The 21,003-nt window shown below is 69.7% G+C and carries 18 protein-coding genes; 8 read left to right on the forward strand and 10 right to left on the reverse strand.

What is annotated here, in order from left to right; translation table 11 throughout:
- Positions 1–355: 355 nt before the first annotated feature.
- Together Q9G87_RS36230 and Q9G87_RS36235 are read left to right on the forward strand one after the other, a co-directional pair.
- The gene (locus tag Q9G87_RS36230; RefSeq protein WP_305921076.1) at positions 356–1,606 is read left to right on the forward strand and encodes an MFS transporter; all 1,251 of its coding nucleotides are present in this window, start codon (positions 356–358) and stop codon (positions 1,604–1,606) included.
- 42 nt (positions 1,607–1,648) lie between these two features.
- Complete coding sequence (locus tag Q9G87_RS36235) at positions 1,649–3,136, forward strand: gluconokinase (protein WP_305921077.1); 1,488 nt, start codon at positions 1,649–1,651, stop codon at positions 3,134–3,136.
- An 80-nt stretch (positions 3,137–3,216) separates the two neighbouring features.
- Here Q9G87_RS36235 and Q9G87_RS36240 read toward each other — a convergent pair whose 3' ends face one another.
- From Q9G87_RS36240 to Q9G87_RS36250, 3 genes are read right to left on the reverse strand one after another with little or no spacing between them, the layout of a single operon-like run.
- Positions 3,217–4,107, reverse strand: a complete 891-nt coding sequence (locus Q9G87_RS36240; RefSeq protein WP_305921078.1) for an NAD(P)-dependent oxidoreductase — start codon at positions 4,105–4,107, stop codon at positions 3,217–3,219.
- Positions 4,104–5,213: an NAD(P)-dependent oxidoreductase gene (locus tag Q9G87_RS36245; RefSeq protein WP_305921079.1), complete on the reverse strand. Its 1,110-nt coding sequence runs from the start codon at positions 5,211–5,213 to the stop codon at positions 4,104–4,106. The genes Q9G87_RS36240 and Q9G87_RS36245 overlap by 4 nt, the downstream gene beginning before the upstream one ends.
- Positions 5,210–6,166: a cyclase family protein gene (locus tag Q9G87_RS36250; protein ID WP_305921080.1), complete on the reverse strand. Its 957-nt coding sequence runs from the start codon at positions 6,164–6,166 to the stop codon at positions 5,210–5,212. The genes Q9G87_RS36245 and Q9G87_RS36250 overlap by 4 nt, the downstream gene beginning before the upstream one ends.
- A gap of 174 nt (positions 6,167–6,340) precedes the next feature.
- Between Q9G87_RS36250 and Q9G87_RS36255 the strand changes: the two genes are divergently transcribed.
- From Q9G87_RS36255 to Q9G87_RS36270, 4 genes are all read left to right on the forward strand, one after another.
- Positions 6,341–7,135 carry an IclR family transcriptional regulator gene (locus Q9G87_RS36255; protein WP_305921081.1) on the forward strand — a complete coding sequence of 265 codons (795 nt, stop codon included), beginning with the start codon at positions 6,341–6,343 and terminating at the stop codon, positions 7,133–7,135.
- A gap of 169 nt (positions 7,136–7,304) precedes the next feature.
- On the forward strand, positions 7,305–8,861 hold the full coding sequence (locus Q9G87_RS36260; protein ID WP_305921082.1) for a sugar ABC transporter ATP-binding protein: 1,557 nt from the start codon (positions 7,305–7,307) through the stop codon (positions 8,859–8,861).
- A complete protein-coding gene (locus tag Q9G87_RS36265; protein ID WP_305921083.1) occupies positions 8,861–9,946 on the forward strand; it encodes an ABC transporter permease in 1,086 nt (361 codons plus the stop codon). The genes Q9G87_RS36260 and Q9G87_RS36265 overlap by 1 nt, the downstream gene beginning before the upstream one ends.
- A 52-nt stretch (positions 9,947–9,998) precedes the next feature.
- Positions 9,999–11,153, forward strand: coding sequence for a substrate-binding domain-containing protein (locus Q9G87_RS36270; RefSeq protein WP_305921084.1), 1,155 nt, complete (start codon positions 9,999–10,001; stop codon positions 11,151–11,153).
- Here the strand turns inward: Q9G87_RS36270 and Q9G87_RS36275 are convergent, their stop codons facing one another.
- The 4 genes from Q9G87_RS36275 to Q9G87_RS36290 are packed head-to-tail and all read right to left on the reverse strand — an operon-like array spanning position 11,154 to position 15,040.
- Positions 11,154–12,329, reverse strand: a complete 1,176-nt coding sequence (locus Q9G87_RS36275) for a cytochrome P450 (RefSeq protein ID WP_305921085.1) — start codon at positions 12,327–12,329, stop codon at positions 11,154–11,156.
- Positions 12,326–13,873 (reverse strand): CYTH and CHAD domain-containing protein, encoded by a 1,548-nt coding sequence (locus Q9G87_RS36280; protein ID WP_305921086.1) that lies wholly within the window; start codon positions 13,871–13,873, stop codon positions 12,326–12,328. The genes Q9G87_RS36275 and Q9G87_RS36280 overlap by 4 nt, the downstream gene beginning before the upstream one ends.
- A 52-nt stretch (positions 13,874–13,925) precedes the next feature.
- Positions 13,926–14,273 (reverse strand): VOC family protein, encoded by a 348-nt coding sequence (locus Q9G87_RS36285; protein WP_305921087.1) that lies wholly within the window; start codon positions 14,271–14,273, stop codon positions 13,926–13,928.
- A complete protein-coding gene (locus tag Q9G87_RS36290; protein WP_305921088.1) occupies positions 14,270–15,040 on the reverse strand; it encodes a trans-aconitate 2-methyltransferase in 771 nt (256 codons plus the stop codon). The genes Q9G87_RS36285 and Q9G87_RS36290 overlap by 4 nt, the downstream gene beginning before the upstream one ends.
- 57 nt (positions 15,041–15,097) lie before the next feature.
- On the opposite strand from Q9G87_RS36290, the gene Q9G87_RS36295 reads away from it, so the two are divergent.
- Positions 15,098–15,604: a MarR family winged helix-turn-helix transcriptional regulator gene (locus tag Q9G87_RS36295; RefSeq protein WP_305921089.1), complete on the forward strand. Its 507-nt coding sequence runs from the start codon at positions 15,098–15,100 to the stop codon at positions 15,602–15,604.
- 397 nt (positions 15,605–16,001) lie between these two features.
- Here the strand turns inward: Q9G87_RS36295 and Q9G87_RS36300 are convergent, their stop codons facing one another.
- Together Q9G87_RS36300 and Q9G87_RS36305 are read right to left on the reverse strand one after the other, a co-directional pair.
- Positions 16,002–17,849 (reverse strand): ABC-F family ATP-binding cassette domain-containing protein, encoded by a 1,848-nt coding sequence (locus tag Q9G87_RS36300; protein WP_305921090.1) that lies wholly within the window; start codon positions 17,847–17,849, stop codon positions 16,002–16,004.
- A gap of 430 nt (positions 17,850–18,279) precedes the next feature.
- Entirely contained in the window at positions 18,280–19,182 is a 903-nt protein-coding gene (locus Q9G87_RS36305; protein ID WP_305921091.1) for a 4-(cytidine 5'-diphospho)-2-C-methyl-D-erythritol kinase, read from the reverse strand.
- Between the two features lie 375 nt (positions 19,183–19,557).
- On the opposite strand from Q9G87_RS36305, the gene Q9G87_RS36310 reads away from it, so the two are divergent.
- Positions 19,558–20,316, forward strand: coding sequence for an arginase family protein (locus Q9G87_RS36310; RefSeq protein WP_305921092.1), 759 nt, complete (start codon positions 19,558–19,560; stop codon positions 20,314–20,316).
- Here the strand turns inward: Q9G87_RS36310 and Q9G87_RS36315 are convergent.
- Positions 20,289–20,888: an NlpC/P60 family protein gene (locus Q9G87_RS36315; protein ID WP_305921093.1), complete on the reverse strand. Its 600-nt coding sequence runs from the start codon at positions 20,886–20,888 to the stop codon at positions 20,289–20,291. The two genes, Q9G87_RS36310 and Q9G87_RS36315, sit on opposite strands and share 28 nt — an antisense overlap.
- Between the last annotated feature and the right edge of the window lie 115 nt (positions 20,889–21,003).

A 21,003-nucleotide genomic window follows, 5' to 3' on the forward strand; every position in this document is an offset into this window, starting at 1 on the left:
GCACCCTCCTGGCCCATATTCTGTCCTCGTATCAGCATATTGAACTCTCCTCGACCGCGCCTGGCAAGCTCCGATCGCGGCCCAGACCTCCCCGATGACCCGATCTACCAGGTGAGAGGCCGAAATGGATGGCGCTTCCTGAACTCGCTGCGCGTAACAAGATGTGTTCAGAATATTGGCTTGTGTGCTGCTTCCTGTTACGGTCTCAGTCGTCCGCAGATGAACTGCGTGTTACCTCCGCGAGACGGAAGGCGGCATCCCCCCATGCAGGTGCCAACCTCGACAACCCAGACCACCGGCGGCGACAGCACCCCCCACGACCCCCGGACTGCGTCGCGCACTCTTGACCAGCTCGGTGGGCAGCGCCCTCGAGTACTACGACTTCGCCATCTACGGCCTCGCCTCGGCCCTGGTGTTCCGGCACTTGTTCTTCCCCGGGCTCGGCTCGGCGGTCGGGCTCGTGGCGATCTTCGCCACCTACGCGGTCGGCTTCGTCGCCCGTCCGCTCGGTGGGCTGTTCTTCGGGTCACTGGGCGACCGGCATGGCCGGAAAACGGTGCTGGTCGTGACGGTCGCGCTGATGGGCGGCTCGTCGTTCGCCATCGGGCTGCTGCCCACCTATGAGACCGCGGGCGTGTGGAGTCCGATCCTGCTGATGATCCTGCGGGTGCTCCAGGGCTTCGGCGCCGGGGCCGAGCAGGCCGGCGCGTCGACGCTGATGGCCGAGTACGCCCCCCGGGCCCGGCGCGGCTACTACGCCGCACTGCCCTTCGTCGGCATCCAGGTCGGCATGCTGGCCGCCACCGTCCTGTTCATCCCGCTCGCCACGCTGGACCAGGACCTGCTGTTCGGATGGGTATGGCGGGTGCCGTTCCTGCTGAGCGCGGTGCTCATCGTGCTCGCGGTCTACATCCGGCGGCAGATGGACGAGAGCCCCACCTTCGAACAGCTGTCGGAGTCCGGGGACGTGAGCAAGCGTCCGCTGCGGGACCTGGTCGCGCACAGTCGCCGGAACCTGTTCATCACCTTCGGGCTGCGGATGGCCGAGAACGGCACGTCCTATCTGTATTCCACGTTCAGCATCAGCTACGTGACCGCCGTCGTCGGAGTGTCCGCCTCGGTCGGCCCGCTGGCGGTGGCCTGCGCCTCGCTCGCCGGCGTGGTCTCCATTCCCCTGTTCGGCATGCTGTCCGACCGGATCGGCCGGGTGCCGCTGTACCGCATGGCGGCGCTCTTCCAGGCGCTGTTCGCCGTTCCCGCGTTCGCGCTGCTGAGTACCGGAAACACGGTTCTGATCTGCGTGGTCATCACCCTGGGCATCGGAGTCGGGGTCAACGGCATGCTGGGCGCGCAGTGCGCGCTGTTGTCCGAGTTGTTCGGCGCCCGGCACCGCTACACCGGTGTGGCGATCGGCCGGGAGTTCAGCGCGATCATCGCCGGCGGAGTGGCGCCCATGATCGGCGCGGCCCTGCTGCTGGCGTTCAGCAACTCGTGGTGGCCGCTGGCCGCGTACGTCGTGGTCCTCTCGCTGATCACCTTCGGGACCACGTTCTTCACGCCGGAGACCCGGGGCCGGGATCTCGCCGACCTCGCCGACGCCCGCTAGCCGGTGAACGCCCGCCCCCGGATTCTGAGCCGAACGGAGACGATGATGACGGTCGCGGGCGAGATCGTGCTCGGCATCGACCTGGGCTCCACCATGACCAAGGTCGTCGCGGTGGACCGAGCCCATCGGCTGGTCTCGACGGTCGAGCGCCCAGCTCCAATGCGCACCGGGCGCGACGGCGAAGCCGTGCACGACCCCGGAGAGGTGCTCGCCGGAGTGTACGACGCGGTGCGCGAGAGCGCCGAAGTCTGCGCGCGGCGCGGCCTGGCGGTGCGTGGGCTGTCCTTCAGTGCTGCCATGCACACGCTCCTCGCGCTCGGCCCCTCTGACCACCCGCTTACCCCCGCACTGAGCTGGGCGGACACCCGTTCGGCCGATGTCGCCCGGCGGTTGCGCGCCGACGGCGGCGGCACCGAGCTGCATCGGGCGACCGGCACTCCTGTGCATCCCATGTCGCCGATGGCCAAGCTCGCCTGGTTCTCCGTTCACGAGCCCGAGCTCGTCCGGCGTACGACCCGCTGGTGTGGTCTGAAAGATCTCGTCCTGCTCCAGTTCACCGGCCGGCTGGTGACCGACCTCTCCTGTGCGTCGGGCATGGGGCTCATGGACCTGCGGAACTCCCGATGGCACGGACCCGCGCTGGATGTCGCCGGAGTGTCCGGCGATCGGCTGCCCGAGCTCGTACCGCCCACCGAGGTGTTGACACTGCTTCCTGAGCCGGCCCGCGCATTGGGGTTGCCCGCCGGACTGCCCGTGGTCGCCGGCGCGGGGGACGGCCCGCTGGCCAACCTCGCCGTGGGCGCCACCGTCCCGGGAATGGCGGCTCTGTCCCTCGGCACCAGCGGGGCCCTCCGGGTCGTACGCGACCGCCCGGGCGTGGACGAGCAGGGCCGGGTGTTCTGCTATTACCTCGCCGACGGACTGTGGGTGCTCGGCGGCGCGGTCAGCAACGCCGGGGTGGTCGCCCAATGGGCGGCCGAGTCGTTCGGCGGCGCCGACCTCGCCGACCTCCTCAAAGAGGCGGCACAGGTGGAACCCGGCGCTGAAGGTCTGATCGGGCTGCCGCACCTGCTCGGCGAACGCGCCCCATGGTGGGATCCGGACGCTCGGGGCGCCCTGGTCGGGCTCCGGCGCGGACACGGCAGGGCGCATCTGACGAGGGCCATGATCGAGGGGGTCGGGCAGCAGCTCGCACTGGTACGCGACTCAGTGCTCGCGGCCGGGTCGGCGATCACCGCGGTGCGGGCCACCGGCGGCGCACTGCGCTCACCGCTGTGGGCCGAGGTGCTCGCCGCCGCCCTCGACATGCCGCTGGAGATCACGGACGACGCCGCCGGCTCCGGCTTCGGCGCCGCGTTGCTGGGTTGGCGTGCTCTCGGCGCCCTCCCCTCGCTGCCCTCCGCGACATCCGAAGCCGGCTTCCGTGCCCATCGCACCGTCACGCCCGACCCCGTGGCCGCGCGGCGGATGGCCGCCACGCGGCACCTCACCGAGCAGTTGTACCGGGTGTTGCGCGAGATGCCCTGGTAGCGCGGGCGTGCTCGGCGTCGTCGCTCAAGCGCGAGTTGCCGCCATGCGTCCGAGGCCGACGATTCCTACCTGCATTGGTCTCAGTCCTTTGCGGGAGTGTTGCGAAGAATGTCCAGGACGACGCTGTTGTCGAGGTGGCCGAGCCCTTCGGCGTCGACCGCCTCGTACAGCCGGGCGACGGCCGTGGAGAGCGGCAGCGCGGTCCGCGCGCCGGCGGCGCTCTCCAGGACGAACCCCAGGTCCTTGCGGAGGTAGCGGGCCGGACCAGAGGGTGTGAAGTCCCCGGTGGCCAGGTGGTGACGCTTCTGCGCGAGCACTTCCGAGGCGGCCAGCCCACCGGCCAGCACGTCGAGCAGCTCCGTCGGTTCGAGTCCGCCGCGTTCGGCGAGGAGCACGGCTTCGGCCAGGGCGACCAGGGTGCCTGCGACGACGAGCTGGTTGCAGGCCTTCGCGAGTGATCCGGCGCCGGTGTCCCCCATGCGGCGGACGGTCGAACCCATGGACTCCAGGTATGGGCGGACGCGCTCAACGGCGTCCACCGGCCCGCCCGCCATGATCGATAACGTGGCGTCGCGGGCGCCGGTCACTCCGCCGCTGACAGGGGCGTCGATGACCGTGATGCCGTACGGGCGCAGCCGCTCGGCCAGCGCACGCACGCCGGTCGGGGAGACGGTGCCCATCACGAGCAGGATGTCCATGGCCGGGTCCCCGGAGAGCAGCCCGTCCGGGCCGTCCAGCACCTCGGCGACCTGGGGCAGGTCGGGCAGCATGGTGATGACGACGGGTGCGGCGGCGCTCACCTGCGCCGGGCGTCCCGCAGTGCGGCAGCCGGACGATCCGGCGGCCTGCAGCGGCGGGCGGGCGCGGTTCCAGGCCAGGACGTCGTATCCGCTCTTGGCGAGGTTCGCCGCCATCGGCAAGCCCATGGCGCCGAGCCCGACGAAACCGACGGTCTCCTGCACGGGCGTCATGAGCCTCCCTCCGCCCGAGCCGCCGGCGCGCCTGCCCCGGTGTCGAGAACGGTACGGACCTCCGCGCGAGCCGCCAGCGCGCCTAGCCGGTCCGCGAGGGCCGGCCGGCCGACGACGTCGCGATTGACCACGAAACGCGGAACCCGGCCGGCCGCCACGTCGAGCACGGCCTGGACCGCGCTGCCGCCGTTGCCCGCCGACATCTCGTCGGTCCAGGCCAGCGCGTGCGGGCTGAGCACGACGTTGTCCAGGTGCAGGAGGGGATTGCCGGGTTCGGGCGGCTCGGTCTCGAACACGTCCAGCCCTGCAGCGCGGATGCGACCCGACCGCAGCGCCTCGATGAGCGCAGCCTCGTCGACGATGGGGCCGCGGGCCACGTTGAGCAGCACGGCCGTGGGTCGCATCAGGGCCAGTCGACGCGCGTCGATAAGGTGGCGGGTCTCCTCGGTCAGCACGCACATGACGATCACCGCGTCGGCCTCCGCCATCACCGTGTCGACGTCCGCGAGGCGTACGCCGAGCCTGCGGGCGGTCTCCTGCGTGCAGTACGGATCGGACGCGATGACCTCGACGTCGAACGGCCTCAGCAGCCCCACCAGGTCACCGGCGGTGTTGCCGAGGCCGATCAGGCCGATGCGGCGGCCGGTGAGCCCGCGGCCCATCCACCGGTCCTTCTCGGCCCAGCGTCCCTCCCGTACCAGCCGGTCCTTGGCGGTGAGGTTGTGCAAAGTGGCCAGCAGCAGGGTGAGGGCGGCCGTCGCCACCGGCCGGCGCGCGCCGTCCGGGGTGATCGTCACCAGGGCGTCGTGCCGGGTGCAGGCGTCGAGGTCCACCGCGTCGTAGCCGACACCGAAGCGGGCGAACAGCAGCGGGGGGCGGTCGAGGCCCGCGAAGGTGCGCTCGGTGACGGCGGGCGCGGCGAACAGGACGGCATCCAGGCCGGCCACGTCCGCCGCGAGCAGTTCGCCGGTGTCGCGCGGCAGGTAATGCCAGGCGATCCCGGCGACGTCCAGCTCGCCGAGCCGGATGTCGCCCCACACGTTGCGGCCGTCGTCGTCCAGGAAGTCCCGGCTGACGCCCACCGTGATCCGCGGACCGGCCGTCATAGGACCGCTACCGGGTTCACGGGCGACCCCGTCCCGCCGGGGATGTTCAGCGGTGCCACGGCGAGCAGGAACTCGTAGCGGTCCGCGTCGGCGCAGGCGGCGGAGAGCGGCTCCAGGTCCAGGTTGTCGAGCAGCGGCACGCCCATGGCGGTGATGGCCAGTGCGTGCACCGGGGAATGCAGCCCTTCGACCGGGGACGGGCGAACGTCGCTGTCGCCGTCGGCGCCGAGCAGGGCGATCCCGCGTTCGGCCAGCAGCGGTATCGCGTCGACGTGGAAACCGGCGCTGGCATTGTCCGGGTTCCAGGCGCCGAGCTCGGCGCGGCGGCGGACGTGTCCGGAGCGCAACAGCACCGCGTCGCCTTCGCCGATGGTCACGCCGAGCGCCTTCTCGGCGGCGAGGACGTCTTCCGCGTGCACGGCCCGGCCGGGCTCCAGCCAGCTGATGCCGAGCACGGCGGGCAGGTCGAGGAGTACGCCCTTGGTGACGAGCGGCCCGAGCGCGGCGACCGCGCCGAACCGGGCTCCCCCGGCGTCGACCACCTCGCGGGCGGTGCGGCCGTCGTAGAGCTGCCCCCGGTAGGCGATGTGGGAGAGGGCGTCGAGGTGACTGACGCCCTTGCCGTGGTAGTCGACGGCGATGAAGTCCTTGTGCGTGGCCGGCTCGGGGGCCTCCACGTCGCCGAGGTCGGACATGTAGTGCAGAGCGGGCTTGCCGTTGTCCGGGCCGGGCACGGTGTTCCACGGCAATGCCATCGGGACGGTGACGCCGATGCGGACGAGTGCGGCGGCGCGCTGGACGTGCTCCGGGGTGACGCGGTTCCAGGCGCCGCGGTCGGCGCAGGTCCACCGGCCCCAGGTGCGTACGGCCGCGAACAGCTCGTCGAACTCCTGGCGGGAGACCGTAGGCCCGTTGCCGGGGGTCGGCGGCGGGGATTCTTCCGGGCTGGTCATCTGTTGCTCAGCGCTCCAAGGCTCGGAGGGGGTGGGGATCGGCACGCCCGCATCGGCGCTACGGTCGGAGGGTCCCGGCGGACGAAGCGGGTGCAACGACGTTGTCGTTCAGGGACACAGGACGGACAATAACAGCATGCTGAACGATGAACAGAATGATGGGTGGAGTTGCTGGTGAGCGCAAGCGATCCGGGAAGCCTCGTCCCCGCGATCACGCGGGCCGTGGCCATCCTCGACACGCTCGGCGAAGCGGAGGGGCGCCCGCTGTCGGTCAGCGAGATAGCCCGCGCTCTCGGTCTGCCGAAATCCTCGACGGCGAACCTGTGCGCCTCACTGGAGGCGGCGGGCATGGTCGCCCGCATCGGCCAAGGCTTCGGCCTCGGGCGCAAACTCGTCGAACTCGGCGGCCGCTACCTCGCCACCGTCGACCAGTTGCGCGACTTCTACGAGCTGTGCCGGCGCAGCGGGCACATCTCCAGGGAGACCGCGCGGGTCGCCGTGCTGGACGGCATGGACGTGCTCTACCTGGGCCGATATGACGGCACGCAGCCGCTGCGGCTGACGGCCAACATCGGCGACCGCTTCCCCGCCAACTGCACGGCGACGGGGAAGGCCATCCTGTCGACCCTGGACCGGGCGGTGGCCGAGGACCGGCTTCGCACACGTCCCCTGGTCGCGTTGAGCGAGCGGTCGATCACCTCCGTGCCCGCGCTGCTGGCGGACCTGGAGGCGACCCGCCGGCGCGGCTACGCGATCGACGACGAGGAGACCACCGCGGGCATTGTCTGCCTCGCGGTGCCGGTCAGCGGGTTCCGCACGGACTCGGCACCGTTCGCGATCAGCGTCACCGTGCTCAAGGCCCGTCTCGACGAGGAGTTCCGCGAGGCGCTGCTCGCCGACCTGCGCGCGATCGCGGCGGGCATGGAGAACCCTCTGCTGCCCAAGGGAGGCGCCGACGGCGGCGGCTGAGCGGGCCACCGACCCTTACGGCGGCCGTACGGACATCGCTCCGTACGGCCGCCTTAACTTTGCGGCAACAAATACCGCCTCAACTATTGACCAACATACTGGTCGATGTACAGGATTCTGTTCGTGCCGGTGAATGGTCATCGGCCGGAAGATCCCTTCGGAGAAATCCGTGCATGACGCTACCGACGACGCGGCACCCAGTCCGCTGGTGACCATCCGGGGCCTGCGCAAGCGGTTCGGCGGCACCCTGGCACTGGCCGATCTCGACCTCGACATCCACAAGGGCAGCGTGCTCGCGCTCCTGGGTCACAACGGCGCGGGGAAGTCGACGCTCATCAAGATCCTCGCCGGCGTCTACCGCGCCGACGAGGGCCGGGTCACCGTGGCGGGACACTCCCTCGGCACGGGCGTCGCCTCCGCCGAGATGTCGTTCATCCATCAGGACCTCGGCCTGGTGGAGTGGATGACGGTGGCCGAGAACATCGCCCTCGGCACCGGCTACCCGCGCAGCGCCGGGCTCGTCTCCCGGCGGCGGGTCCGCGAGCGCTGCGCCGAGGCCCTCGGGATCGTCGCCGGTCATCTGCATCCGGACACGCCGGTGGCCGACCTCACGCGCGCTGAACGCTCCCTCGTCGCCATCGCCCGCGCGCTGTCCACCCAGGCCGGGCTCATCGTCCTCGACGAGCCCACGGCCAGCCTGCCCGCCACGGATTGCGCGCGGCTGTTCGACGTCCTGCACACGCTGCGCGACCGCGGGCACGGCATCGTCTACGTCAGCCACCGGCTCGACGAGGTCTATCAGGTGGCCGACCGTTTCGCGGTCCTGCGTGACGGCCGCCTCATCAGCCAGGGCCACCTCGCCGACCACGGTCCCGACCGGCTCGTGCACGACATCGTGGGACACGAGCCGGAGAGCCATCGGCCCCACGCCTCTCGCGCCCCCGGCGCCACCGTGCTCCGGCTCACCGGCGTCACCACGCGCGGCGCCGGGCCGGTCGATCTGGATCTGCGTGCCGGGGAGGTCCTCGGCATGGTGGGCCTCACCGGCGCGGGCCACATGGAGCTCGGCCGGGCCCTCGCCGGAGCGCGGCCGCTCCTGGGCGGTGAGGCGCTGCTCGACGGCAGGCCGTACCGGCCCGGGTCGGTCGCCGCCGCCGTCGACGCGGGCATCGGATTCGTCACCAGCAACCGCCACGAGGAAGGCTGCGCGCTCGAACTCACCGTCCGCGAGAACTTCCTGGCCAACCCTCGCGTCGGGGGCCGATCCCTACTGCGTTGGATCGGCCCCCGGCGCGAGCGCGCTGAGGCGACGTCCCTGGTCGAGCGGTTCGGCGTGCGGCCCGCCGACTCCGAGGCGCCGATCGCCACCCTGTCGGGCGGGAACCAACAGAAGATCATGATCGGACGCTGGCTGCGCATCAGCAGGCGCGTGGTGATCCTCGAAGAGCCGACCGCCGGTGTGGACGTGGGCGCCAAGGCCGAGATCTATCGCCTGCTCGACGGCGCACTCGCAGAAGGACTCGCCGTCCTGCTCATTTCCACCGACTTCGAGGAGATAGCCAACGTGTGCCACCGCGCCCTGGTGTTCGTACGCGGCACCGTGACCGCCGAGCTGAGCGGCGACGACCTCACCGTCACCGAGCTCACCCACGCCGCCTCGGCCATGCCTGCTTTGACTGGGCCTGCTTTGACTGGGCCGGCCCTGACCGGAACGGTGGGCGAGTGATGGCGACCGGCACCGCGCGGTCCGCGGCCGGCCGCCTGCGTGGTCACCTGGTCGGCACGTATGGCCTGCTCGTCCTGGCCGTGCTGCTGTTCATCGGGTTCTCCCTGGCACTGCCGGACACCTTCCCGACCCTGGCCAACGCCTCGTCGATCCTGTCCAACCAGTCGATCCCGGCCATCCTCGCGCTAGGCGCGATGATCCCCATCGTCATCGGCAAGTTCGACCTGTCGATCGGCTACGGCCTGGGGCTCGCCCATGTCATGACGATGCAGCTCATCGTGGGCAACGGGTGGTCCTGGCCGCTGGCCTGCGCCACCGTCATCCTCGGCGGGGGGATCGTCGGCGTGCTCAACGGCCTGCTCGTGGAGTTCGCCCAGATCGACTCCTTCATCGCCACCCTGGGCACCGGCAGCGTCCTGTACGCCCTCACCCTCTGGAGCACCGACGGCGCCAGGATCGTCCCGGGCCCGCAGGGCCTGCCTCCGGCCTTCACGGACCTGTACGACTCCAAGCTTCTCGGCCTCCCCGTGCCCGCCTTCTACGTGCTTGCCCTCGCCGCCGCGCTCTGGCTGCTGCTCGAGCGGCTGCCGCTCGGCCGCTACCTGTACGTCATCGGCTCCAATGCCCGCGCCGCCGAACTCGTCGGCATCCCCACCCGCCGCTACGGCATCCTCGCCTTCACCGGCTCAGGGTTGGTGGTCGGCTTCGCCGGTGTCCTGCTGGCCTCGCAGCAGCAGATCGGCAACCCGAGTGTCGGCATGGACTACCTGTTGCCCGCGTTCGTGGGCGCCCTGCTGGGCTCCACCGCGATCAAGCCTGGCCGTGCCAACGCCGCCGGCACCGTGGTCGCCGTCACCATCCTGGCCATCGGTCTGGCGGGCATCGGACAGTTCGGCGCCGCTTTCTGGGCGACACCACTGTTCAACGGCAGCACCCTGCTGCTGGCGGTCGGCCTGGCCGGGCTCTCCGCCCGCCGCAGGCTCCGCGCAGGCGCCACCGCCACCCGCCGGCCGGCGCCCGACAGGGCGGACGACCCCGCGGGTGCGCCGTCATCGGCCGCTGGATCGACGCAGAGCCTCACGTAGCCCGCGCCCTCACCCCAGGCCCCCTGTTCCGCATGCCGTCAAGGAGTTCCCCATGCCGCACCTCACTCGTAAGGAAACCCTGCGAGCCCTGGCCGCCCTGGCCGTGGTCACCACGTCCGTCACCGGCTGCACCCGCGGGTCGGAGACCGCCGCCGCCACCGCCGCCGCCACGTCCTCGCAAGCCGGCTGCCCCACCGTCCTCGCGGCCGCGAAGACGGCGGTCGAGCAGGCCGAAGACGTGAACGCCCCCTGGGTTGGCCCGGACGGCGGCCCGAAAGCGGTTGCGGGCAAGAACATCGTCTATGTCGCCCAAAGCATGACCAACCCTGGCGTCGCCGGCACGGCCGAAGGCGTCAAGGAAGCCGCGCAGGCCATCGGCTGGCAGGTGCGGATCATCGACGGGCAGGGCACCCCTGCGGGTATCCAGGCGGCGCTCAGCCAGGCCGTCGCCGTCAAACCGGCCGGCATCGTCCTGTCCGGGTTCGACCCCAAGTCGACCGCCCAGCAGGTGGCGCAGGCCGAAGCCGCGGGCATCCCCCTCATCGGCTGGCACGCCGTCGCCATGCCCGGCCCGAGCAAGGACCCCAAGCTCTTCACCAACATCACCACGAAGGTCGAGGACGTCGCGAAGATCAGCGCGGACTGGATCATCAGTCAATCGAACGGCCGGGCAGGCGTGGTCGTCTTCACCGACGCCTCCATCCCCTTCGCCAAGGGAAAGTCGGACCTGATCAAGAAAGAGCTCGCGACCTGCTCCGGCGTCGAGCTCCTCTCGGAGTCGAACATTCCCATCCCCGACGCCAGCACCCGCACCCCGCAGGAGGTCTCCTCCCTGCTGTCCCGCTTTGGCGACAAGTGGACACACTCCGTGGCCATCAACGACCTCTATTTCGCCGATGCCGCCCCCGCCCTGCGTGCTGCGGGCAAGCAGGGCGGGGACGCTCCGTTCAACATCGGCGCGGGCGACGGCGACCCGTCCGCCTTCCAACGCATCAACAGCAAGGCGTTCCAGGCCGCCACGGTGCCGGAACCGCTGGCCGCGCAGGGCTGGCAGATCATCGACGAGTTCAACCGGGCCTTCTCCGGCGAGCCCGCCAGCGGCATCGTCGCACCTGTCCACATCACCACGGCCGCCAACAGCGACGCCGGCTCCTCCTGGGATCCGAAGGGCTACCGTGAGGCGTACCGAAAGCTCTGGGGCAAGTAGTCACCAGGTGACGGGCAGTTTCGCGAACCCGTCGGCGATCCTCCCCACCGTGCGCGGCAGCTCCTCGGCGGGGACGGCCAGCCGCAGCTCAGGGAAGCGCTCGAACAGCCTGCTGAACACGGCGATCAGCTCGACCCTGGCCAGGCTGGCGCCGATGCAGAAGCGCGGCCCGTAGCCGAAGCTCAGATGCGGGTCCGATTGCGGACGTCTGATGTCGAACACGTCAGGATCCGGATAGACCCGCTCGTCCCGGTTGGCCACGCCTGGAAGGATCACCACCGCCTCGCCCCTGCGGATGGTCCGGCCGTCGACCTCGACCTCCTCGTGGGCGTACCTGGGCAGGCCGTGCAGACTCGTCACGACCATGCGCAGGATCTCCTCGACCGCCCCCGGCGCCAGCCCGGGATCGGCCTTGAGGAGCTCGAGCTGATCAGGGTTGGACAGCAGGAGCAGCACGCCGAAGTCGATGCGGTTGACCGTCGTCTCGTGCCCGGCGAACAGCAGCCCGCCGGCCAGCTCGGCGATCTTGCCGTCGTCGTCCAGCTCGCCCGCCAGGTCGGACAGCACGTCCTCGCCCGGCTCATGCCGCTTGCGCTCGATCAGGCCCGCCATGTACGCGCCCAGCTCCTCGCGGGCGGCCTGGCTCTTCTCCGGGTCCAGCATGTCGCCCATACGGCTCGACACGCCGCCGAAGTAGTCCCTGTCCTCGTACGGCACGCCGAGCAGCTGGCAGATCACCAGCACCGGCAGCGGGAAGGACAGCTCGGCGTGCAGGTCCACCGGCGGCGTCAGCTTGGCGATGTGGTCGAGCCGCTCGTCGACCAGTGCGCCCACGTGCTCGGTGAGCGCCTTCATGCGGCGGGCCGAGAACGACGGCATGAAGAGCTTGCGCATGCGGTCGTGCTCGGCCTTCTCCGTGGCGATGTCGCCCTGCGGCCCGCCCAGCAGGGCCGAGGCCGACAGCCGCGCGGCCTTGTCCGGCTCCGGATGCGAGCGTCCCAGCCTGCTGTCGTTGAACAGCTTGCGGGCGTCCTCGTAGCCGCTGACGAGCCAGACCTCGTCCCCCATGCGGGTGCGTACTTTGGCGATGCCCTCCTTGACCCGAAGCTCCCGGTAGGCCGGGGGCACCTCGAGGAGGTTGCTGCGTTCGAAGGGAATGACCGGAAGATCGCTCATAGAAGCATCCCCACTGCTTTGACAGTTTCCGCCCATACCCTGGGGAAGTCGGCGTGTGCCCGGTCTGCGATGTTGCGTTCTATCCCGACCAGCAGCCCGTATGTGAAGGTGTCCTCACCTGCCTGACGGGCGCTTTCCGCCTCCTTCGCCAACGTTTCCTGTGCGACCACGCCGTCCTGGTGCGTCCCCAGTACTTCCTGGATGTCCTCGGACAGCTTAGCCAGTTTGGCCATATTCCTGCCGAGGGTGGGTTGCAGCGCTTCGGCGGTGTAACGGGCGCGTTTGGCCGCTTTGCGCACGTCATGCATGGCGATCTCGCGGCGTTCGGGGTCCTCGATGGCCTGGGCGAAGTCGTACGCTCTGGTCACCCTGTTCCAGCCGTCCGCGGCGATGGCGCTGAGCCGCTCCTGTGCCGGCTTGGCCGCCGCCTTGCCCAGGTTCGGCTCGGCGATGAGCTCGTCGAGCGCGTTGAGGAGCGCGTAGTAGCGCTCGCCGCTGAGCGCGTCCTTGATCCGCACGTACGACTCCTCCTCGCGTTTGAGGAGGTCCGAGCCGAGCCTGGTGTGGACCGGGCCGATGATCAGCTCGGGGGCCACGCGGGCGAGCAGCTTGGCGAACCTGGCCCTGGTCACCTCCAGGTCGCGGGCCTCGCCGAGAACGTTGCCGAGCCACTGCAGCTCCTCCTGGAGCTGTCCGGTGTCGACGACCACGGACTTGAACGCCTTCAGCGCGCTCCGCAGCCGGCGGCACGCCACGCGCATCTGGTGCACGGCGTCGTCCTCGGCCCGGCGTACCCGGGGATCCTGCGAGAGGAGGGCGGACACCTGGCTCGCCAGGTAGTCGACGACGGTCTCGCCGGCCGACCCGGGTACGGTGCGGGCTCTGGCGGGTGGGGCGGGTTCGAGCAGCTTGGCGAGTTTGCTCGTGGCATCAGAGGGGGTGGCGCCGGCCTTCCTGAGCCGTTTGCCGACCTTGGCCAGCAGCGCCTGCCTGGTGTCGTCGAGCAGCTCCGCCTCGACCTCGCGCCACCGCACGACCTTGACACCGGCGTCTTCGTCTCCCGCTGCTCCATCCTCGGCTGGTTCGGTGTTGGCGGGTTTGTCTTCGGCCGGTTCGCGCGCGTAGATGGTGCCCTTGACGCGGTCGTCCGCGATCTCGACCAGCATGGTCCCACCGTCATGCAGGACCGTGACGCTTCTGCGGGTGTCCAGCTCGGCGACCACCTGGAGATCGGCGCCCCGGGTGTAGGCACGGACGAGTTCGGCGAGCTCGGGAGGCACGATCTTAGTGCTGCGCGTGAGCGGATGAGTGATCTCCTGCCGCACGCCCTTCGCCTTGGGCAGCTTCAGGTGCCAGCCGGCGTCGTTGCCACCTCGTCGCCGCCTGAGCGTGACGCCTCGGGCGGCCAGCCGCAGGTCGGGCGTGTCATAGTAAAGGGCCACGAGCTGGTAACTCTTCGGGCCTACGACATCGGCCAGGCCGCTCAGGTCCGGAATCACATAATCCTGCGGAACGTCGAACTTGTCCTCGATCTCGATGCCCACTACGCCTCACAAGTGTCCGATTTCGGACAATGATGCCACCACTAGGTAAACATCACACTAATTGCAGGAGCTCGATTCTGTTCCCGACCGGATCGGAGACATAGATCCGCCGATAACCTGGGAAAAGGTCATCGGGGACCGCGTCAGGAAGCTTGGCGACGTGCGCGTCGAGGTCGTCCACCAGGAAGGCCGGATGGGCCTTGCGTGCGGGCCTGAAGTCGTCCTCGATGCCGAGGTGGATCTCCACGCCGTCGCCCCTAAACCAGGCGCCGCCGCGTCCGGCAAGTTTCGGCGGCTTTGACACCTCGCGCAGGCCGAGCACACCCACGTAGAAATCTCTGAGGAGTGGCTCGCTGCCTTTGGGCGCGGCGAGCTGGACGTGATGCAGCGCTCTGATCATTTCTGGGCCACCACGAAGATCCTCCTAAAGGGGAAGGGCGTGCCGTAGCGCCTGGCCGGATACGCCTGCGCGAGTGGCCCCGCCAGATCGGCCTTGAACCGCCGCTGCTCGTCCGGGTCCAGCCGGTCGAGCAGCGGGCGCAGGGCGGTGCCGGAGACCCAGTCCAGCACCGGGTTCTCACCCTGGAGCACGTGCACGTACGTCGTCTCCCAGACGTCCACCTGGGTGCCGCCCTGGTTGAGCAGGTCGAGGTATTCGGCGGGGTCGTCGACCGGGTTGCCTCTGATGACGTCGCTGAGCTTGTCGGACCAGGTCCGCGAGGCACACAGCTCGCGGATGGCGACGTGGCTCGGCGCGTCGAAGTTGCCCGGCACCTGGAAGGCCAGCCAGCCGCCCGGGGCCAGCTCCTCCATCCAGTGCTCCAGCACGTCGCGATGGGCGGGCACCCATTGCAGGACGGCGTTGGAGACGATCACGTCCATCGGCCGGTCCGGCCGCCAGGTGGCCACGTCGGCGACGGCGAACCTGGCGGAGGTCTCGAGCTGACGCGCCTTGGTGATCATCGCGGGCGAGGAGTCGAAGCCCTCAATCGTCGCGTTGGGCCAGCGATTGCCCAGCTCGACGGTGAGCTCCCCGCTGCCGCAACCAGCGTCCACGACATAGTCGGGCTCGACCGCCCCCACTCTGGAGATCAGCTCGATGAACGGCCGCGACCGCTCGTCAGCGTAGACCGCGTAGGTTACCGGGTCCCAGATATCTCTTGACATGAAGATAATTGATATCGAGAGATATATCTCGATGTCAAGACAGTACACTTCTGTGTCATGACCGAGGATGCGAGAGACGAGGTCGACCGCCTCGTGGCGGCTTGGCGAGCGGAACGCCCCGACCTCGATGTCGAGCCGCTCCAGGTGCTCTCTAGAGTGTCACGACTCGCCAAGCATCTCGACCGGGCCCGCCGTGCCGCGTTCGCCGAGCACGATCTGGAGCCCTGGGAGTTCGACGTGCTGACGGCGCTGCGGCGCGCCGGAAAGCCGTACGAGCTCAGCCCCGGGGCGCTGCTCCGTGCCACGTTGGTCACCTCGGGGACCATGACCAACCGTATCGACCGCCTCGCCCAGGCGGGGCTCGTCCGCCGGCGACCCGATCCCGAGGATCGGCGCGGCGTGCTGGTGTCCCTGACGGACACGGGGCTGGCCCGCGTCGACGCCGCTTTCGCCGACCTGCTGCGGCGGGAACATGATCTGCTGTCCGGGCTGGAGCTGGGCGATCAGCGCGCCCTCGCCTCTCTCCTCCGCACGCTCCTCGCTCCCTTCGACTCTCCCCGCTGATCTGCGCCGTTATCCCGGCCAACGATGCGCTCGCAACGGCGAGGACTCCGTGAGCCTTCACGACTGGCCACGCCAGACGGAAACCAGCGTCGGCGCGGGCGGGCCGCGTTGGCGCGACCGTACGGGAGCACGACGCACAGACGACGCCCCGACGCAGGGCGCACGGCTCACGGCTCACGGCTGACGGCTGACGGCTGACGGGCGACGCACGGCTCACGGGCGCAGGGGCGCACGGACGCAGGGGACGTGGCCGCACAGACGTAGGGGACGCCATCGCACAGACGCAGGAACCGCACGGATGCACGGGACGCGACCGCACGGCCGATGGGGAAGCGACCGTCAACAGGAAGAGATGGGCGACCCTGGGGGGAGATCGCGTCAGAAGGGGCGGGCGCGGTCAGTCGCCGAGGCGGTCGGCCAGGTCGAGCCACTCCGATTCGACGGTGTCCTTCTGGGCCGTGATCTCGCGTAGTTCGGCGTCCAGGGTGCCCAGCTTGGCGTAGTCGCTGGCCGCCTCGGCCATGGCGGTGTGGAGGCGGGCCTCCTGGTCGGTCAGCCTGTCGAGCTGACGTTCCAGGCGGTTGAGCTCCTTGCGGAGCTCCCGCTCCTCCTTGGCCGACAGCCCGGACGGCAGCTGGCCGGACGCCGGCCCTGCGGTCGGACTCGGCCCTGGCCCGCCACTAACATCGGCAGAACCGGACACGCCGCCCGTCGCGGTCGCGGAGGCCAGGCGGGCGGTCATGGCGGTGCCCGCCGCGCGTCGTTCCAGGTATTCGTCCACCCCGCCGGGCAGCAGCGACAGCTTGCCGTCGCCCAGCAGCGCGACGGAGCGATCGGTCACCCGCTCCAGGAAGTAGCGGTCGTGGCTCACCAGGATCAGCGTGCCGGGCCAGCCGTCCAGCAGGTCTTCCAACTCGTTGAGCGTCTCGATGTCGAGGTCGTTGGTCGGCTCGTCGAGCAGCAGGACGTTGGGGTCGTCCATGAGCAGTCTGAGCAGCTGGAGCCGGCGGCGTTCGCCACCGGACAGGTCGCCGATGACCTTCCACTGCGCGTCGCCGCGGAAGCCCAGGCGTTCGAGGAGCTGGGAGGCGGTCCATTCCCTCTTGCCGAGCTGGAGGTATTTGCGCACTTCCTCGACCGACTCCAGCACCCGCCGCATCGGATCGAGCTCGGCCAGCTCCTGGGACAGGTGCGCGAGACGTACGGTCTTGCCCCTGACCACGCGGCCGGAGTCGGGCTTGATCGTGTCGGCGAGCAGCCGCAACACCGACGACTTACCTGACCCGTTGACCCCGATCAGCCCGATGCGGTCGCCCGGCCCGAACTGCCACGTGCAGCGGTCGAGCACCAGCGGCCCGGTGGCCGGCCCGCCCGCGTGCAGGGTGATGTCCTCGAGGTCGTACACGGTCTTGCCCAGCCGTGCCGCGGCGAACCGCATCAGCTCGACGGCCTCTCGCGGCGGCGGCTCGTTCGCGATCAGCGCCTGGGCTGCCTCGATGCGGAACTTCGGCTTGGATGTGCGGGCGGGCGGGCCGCGGCGCAGCCAGGCGATCTCCTTGCGCATGAGGTTTTGGCGGCGGTCCTCGGCGGCCTGAGCGATGCGCGCCCGCTCGGCCTTGGCGAGCACGTAGGCGGCGTAGCCTCCTTCGTAGCGCTCGACGCGCCCGTCCACGACCTCCCACGTGCGGGTGGAGACGGCGTCGAGGAACCATCGGTCGTGCGTCACCACGAGCAGCGCGCTCTTCATGGCCGCAACATGCCCGGCCAGCCACGCGATGGCCTCGATGTCGAGGTGGTTGGTGGGCTCGTCCAGCATGATCAGGTCGTGCTCGTCGATGAGCAGCTTCGCCAGCGCCGTACGCCTGCGCTCGCCACCCGACAGGTCGCCGGTCTTGGCGTCGAGGTCGAGGTCTCCGATGAGGTTGGCCAGGATCTCCCGAACTCGCTGATCCCCGGCCCACTCGTGCTCGGCCATCCCGCCCATGACGGTCTCTCGTATGGTGGCGGCCGGATCGAGGGTGTCCTGCTGGGAGAGGAAACCGACCCGCAGTCCACGGGTGTGTGTGACACGACCGCTGTCGGGGCGCACATCTCCCGCGATGACGGACATCAGGGTCGTCTTGCCGCCCCCGTTGCGCCCGACGACGCCGATCCGCTCCCCGGCCTCAACGCCGAGGGACACGTCGCTGAGGAGCGGCTTGGGCCCGTAGGCATGGGAAACCGACTCAAGATTGACCAGATTCATGACTTGTCCAGGGTATAGGCTCCCCGGCGGCACCCCGTCCGCCCTCGATGCGGCCCAACACAGCCCCGAGGCACCGCATGGCGGGCAAGGGTCGCTGAATCGCTCTGTCCCAGCAGGCATCCCCCTACACGGGTCTCGCGGCAGCAGGCACCCCCAACACGGGTCTCGCGCAGCAGGCATCCCCCAACACGGGTATCACGCGGCAGGCCACCCCCAACAAGGAGACGGGGCCAACGTGCGCACGAACCGCGGCGGATTGCTCGCCTCAGGAGCTGATCCGTCGCCTGGGATGGCGGAGCCGGCGGGCCAGCGGAGCCGGCGGGCCAGCGGGGCCGGCGGGGCCCACCGGATCGCGGTGGTGGGGCGACTCCTGCGTTGATGTGGTGCGGTGGGGCTCGTGCGTTCTTCCGGGCGGTTGGAGGAGCACCGGTTAGATGAGGGTGGCGCCGCGGACGGGGCCGTGGGCGGAGACGGCGGTGTGGGTGGCGCCCGTGGTTGTCAGGCTGAGGGCCAGGTCCCGGGCGTGGAGGGCGTCGATGGCCAGGAAAGCGCAGGTGGGGCCGGAGCCGGAGACGATCGCGCCCAGGGCTCCGTGCTGGCGGCCTGCGTCCAAGGTCGGCGCCAGCTCCGGGCGGAGGTTGAGTGCGGCGGGCTGGAGGTCGTTGCTCAGGTGAGCGCCCAGAGCGTAGGCGTCGCCGGTGCCCAGGGCTTCCAGGAGCGAGTCGTTCAGTTGGGGCCAGGGCACTTCGGCCGCCTCGGCGGCACGGAGCCGGTCGCATTCGGCGTAAACACTGGGCGTGGACAAGCCGCCGTCGGCCAGGGCGAACACCCAGTGGAACGTGCCGCCGGTGGGGAGCTCGCTCAGCTGCTCGCCCCGGCCGGTGCCGACCGCGGTGCCGCCGAGCAGGGAGAACGGCACGTCGCTGCCAAGATCTCCGGCAATCTCCATGAGGTCGTCGAAGGGCAGGCCAAGCCCCCAGAGCTCGTTGCAGGCGACGAGAGCGCCGGCGGCGTCCGCGCTGCCGCCGGCCATCCCGCCCGCGACGGGGATGGACTTGTGGATGATCAGGTCGGCTCCGTAGGTGCGTCCCGCGTGCTTGGCGAGCGCGCGGGCGGCCCGGATCGCCAGGTTGCTGTCGTCGACCGGCACCTGATCGGACCATTTCCCGGTAACCGACACCGAGATGGACTCGGACTCCTTCGCCACCACCTCATCGAAGATCGACACTGCGTGGAAGACGTTGACCAGGTCGTGGTAGCCGTCGTCCCGGAGCGGGCCGACAGAAAGCTGCACGTTGACCTTGGCTGGCACACGCACGGTCACCGAACTCATCGATCTTGCGCCACTCTCATCACTTGCCGGGGTCAAGGACACTAGATGCTATCGGGACACGCTGCCCTGACATGCGGTTCTCGCAATATGCCCCAGGGAACGGCCCATTCGCCGACACGCAGAGTCAGTAGATGGGTGTTTGCCCCATGACGGTCTGGTGACGAAGAGTAACCTCTCCGCCTTTGGTTGCGTCCGGGCTTCTGGGGGTTCTTCGTTCCGTTAGGTGCGGTACGGCAAGCTTGGGCGTGACATGGATGGGTTTGGTACTTGGGGGGCGCATTGTCCGAGGTCACGGTTGTCGAGGTGGCTCAGTCGTCAGGGTCCGGATCGCGGACGAGGGAACGACTTCGGGAAGGGGCGCGGCTGGTCGCCGACATGGTGGAGGCCGATCGGCGGGTGCGGGTCGAGGTTGACGATGACAGCCTTGTGGTGACGGCTTCCCGGGTTCGAGCGGCGATTGCGGATGAGCGCGGGCTGGTGGTCACTGTCGGTGGGGACTGTGGGGTTGAGCTCGAGCCAGTGGCGGCGGCCAGGAAGCGGTATGGGGATCGGCTGGTCGTGGTCTGGTTTGATGCGCATGCGGATTTGAACACGCCGAAGTCCTCACCTTCTGGCGCTTATCACGGGATGGTTCTGCGGGCGTTGACCGGGGAGGGGCCTGAGGGGTTGGTGCCGGACACGCCCCTGGATTCGGGGCGGATCGTGCTGGCGGGCGTGCGGGATCTCGATCCTGCGGAGGTGGACTTCGTTGCTGCCATGGGCATTCCCCTGGTGGATGCGGAGGCGGGAGGCGATGCCGCAGCCGTCGCGCTCGTGGAGGCGATAGAAGGTGCTGTCGCGTCCCCTTCCGCCGGTCCCGGTGACGCCGTCGTCTATGTGCATGTCGACTTCGACGTGCTCGATCCGGAGGTCTTCCGGAGTGTGGGGAGTCCTGCGCCAGGAGGATTGCATCCTGAGCGGCTCCTGTCCTTGGTGAACGCCATTGCCCGGCGGTTCGAGGTGGTTGGGCTTGGACTCATGGAGTATGAGCCCGCACGGCATGAAGATCGGGAGTTGCTGTCCGGACTCGTGGGCGGGTTGGTGAATGCCTGTGCCGGTCGGCGGACTCAGCCTGGGCGTACGGCGCCTCGGTAGGTGGCGCGGTAGTAGGGCGATCTGAGGAAGTCGGTCTTCTTGACCACGTCGCCGGTCTTGGGGGCGTGGATCATTCGTCCTCCGCCCAGGTAGAGGGCGACGTGGGTGGGGTCACCTGTGCCACCGCCGAAGAAGAGCAGGTCACCAACCCGGCGGGCGCCGGGTGTGATCCTGCGGCCCTGGCGGAACTGGGCGCCCGTGTAGTGGGTCAGGGTCACCCCCGCTCTGGACCAGGCGTAGAGGGTCAGGCCGCTGCAGTCGAAGCCTCTGGTGTTCGCTCCCCGGCCTATGCCGAGGGTGGGCCCTTTCGCTGACCCTCCTCCCCAGGAGAAGGAGACGCCTAGTTGGTCGAGGGCAGCGGAGGCCGCGATGGCGCCAAGGGTGGTCTTGTCCTTCCTTTCCCTCTTCGGTTTCTTCTGTTTTTTCTGCTTCGGTTCCTGCTGCTGCGGGAGCGAGATCTGGGTTGCCGTGTCGGGGCCGGCGGTGGGGGCCGTTGTGCCGGGGAGGGGCGTGAAGGTGGCGAAGAAGCCGCTCGTGAACGTGAGCGAGAGGAGGGCGAAGGGGTGCGTCATGGGAGGCCTTCCGGGGTCCGTCCGTGGTGGGTGGATGAGGAAGGCCAGCATCGTGCGGGGAGGCTGAGTGCCGAGAGGCCGAACGTGGTTCTGTGGATGGGAGGGTGGGGGCTAT

The organism is Nonomuraea turcica, from assembly GCF_030718205.1.
Taxonomy (GTDB): Bacteria; Actinomycetota; Actinomycetes; order Streptosporangiales; family Streptosporangiaceae; genus Nonomuraea.

Bases quoted from the DNA above. Each gene is read 5' to 3' on its own strand.
- Q9G87_RS36275 (WP_305921085.1), bottom strand. From the start codon at position 12,329: ATGAGCGATCTTCCGGTCATTCCCTTCGAACGCAGCAACCTCCTCGAG.
- Q9G87_RS36310 (WP_305921092.1), top strand. From the start codon at position 19,558: ATGGTGGAGGCCGATCGGCGGGTGCGGGTCGAGGTTGACGATGACAGC.
- Q9G87_RS36290 (WP_305921088.1), bottom strand. From the start codon at position 15,040: ATGTCAAGAGATATCTGGGACCCGGTAACCTACGCGGTCTACGCTGAC.
- Q9G87_RS36305 (WP_305921091.1), bottom strand. From the start codon at position 19,182: ATGAGTTCGGTGACCGTGCGTGTGCCAGCCAAGGTCAACGTGCAGCTT.
- Q9G87_RS36245 (WP_305921079.1), bottom strand. From the start codon at position 5,213: ATGACGGCCGGTCCGCGGATCACGGTGGGCGTCAGCCGGGACTTCCTG.
- Q9G87_RS36315 (WP_305921093.1), bottom strand. From the start codon at position 20,888: ATGACGCACCCCTTCGCCCTCCTCTCGCTCACGTTCACGAGCGGCTTC.
- Q9G87_RS36285 (WP_305921087.1), bottom strand. From the start codon at position 14,273: ATGATCAGAGCGCTGCATCACGTCCAGCTCGCCGCGCCCAAAGGCAGC.
- Q9G87_RS36295 (WP_305921089.1), top strand. From the start codon at position 15,098: ATGACCGAGGATGCGAGAGACGAGGTCGACCGCCTCGTGGCGGCTTGG.
- Q9G87_RS36265 (WP_305921083.1), top strand. From the start codon at position 8,861: ATGGCGACCGGCACCGCGCGGTCCGCGGCCGGCCGCCTGCGTGGTCAC.
- Q9G87_RS36235 (WP_305921077.1), top strand. From the start codon at position 1,649: ATGATGACGGTCGCGGGCGAGATCGTGCTCGGCATCGACCTGGGCTCC.
- Q9G87_RS36270 (WP_305921084.1), top strand. From the start codon at position 9,999: ATGCCGCACCTCACTCGTAAGGAAACCCTGCGAGCCCTGGCCGCCCTG.
- Q9G87_RS36240 (WP_305921078.1), bottom strand. From the start codon at position 4,107: ATGACGCCCGTGCAGGAGACCGTCGGTTTCGTCGGGCTCGGCGCCATG.
- Q9G87_RS36250 (WP_305921080.1), bottom strand. From the start codon at position 6,166: ATGACCAGCCCGGAAGAATCCCCGCCGCCGACCCCCGGCAACGGGCCT.
- Q9G87_RS36300 (WP_305921090.1), bottom strand. From the start codon at position 17,849: ATGAATCTGGTCAATCTTGAGTCGGTTTCCCATGCCTACGGGCCCAAG.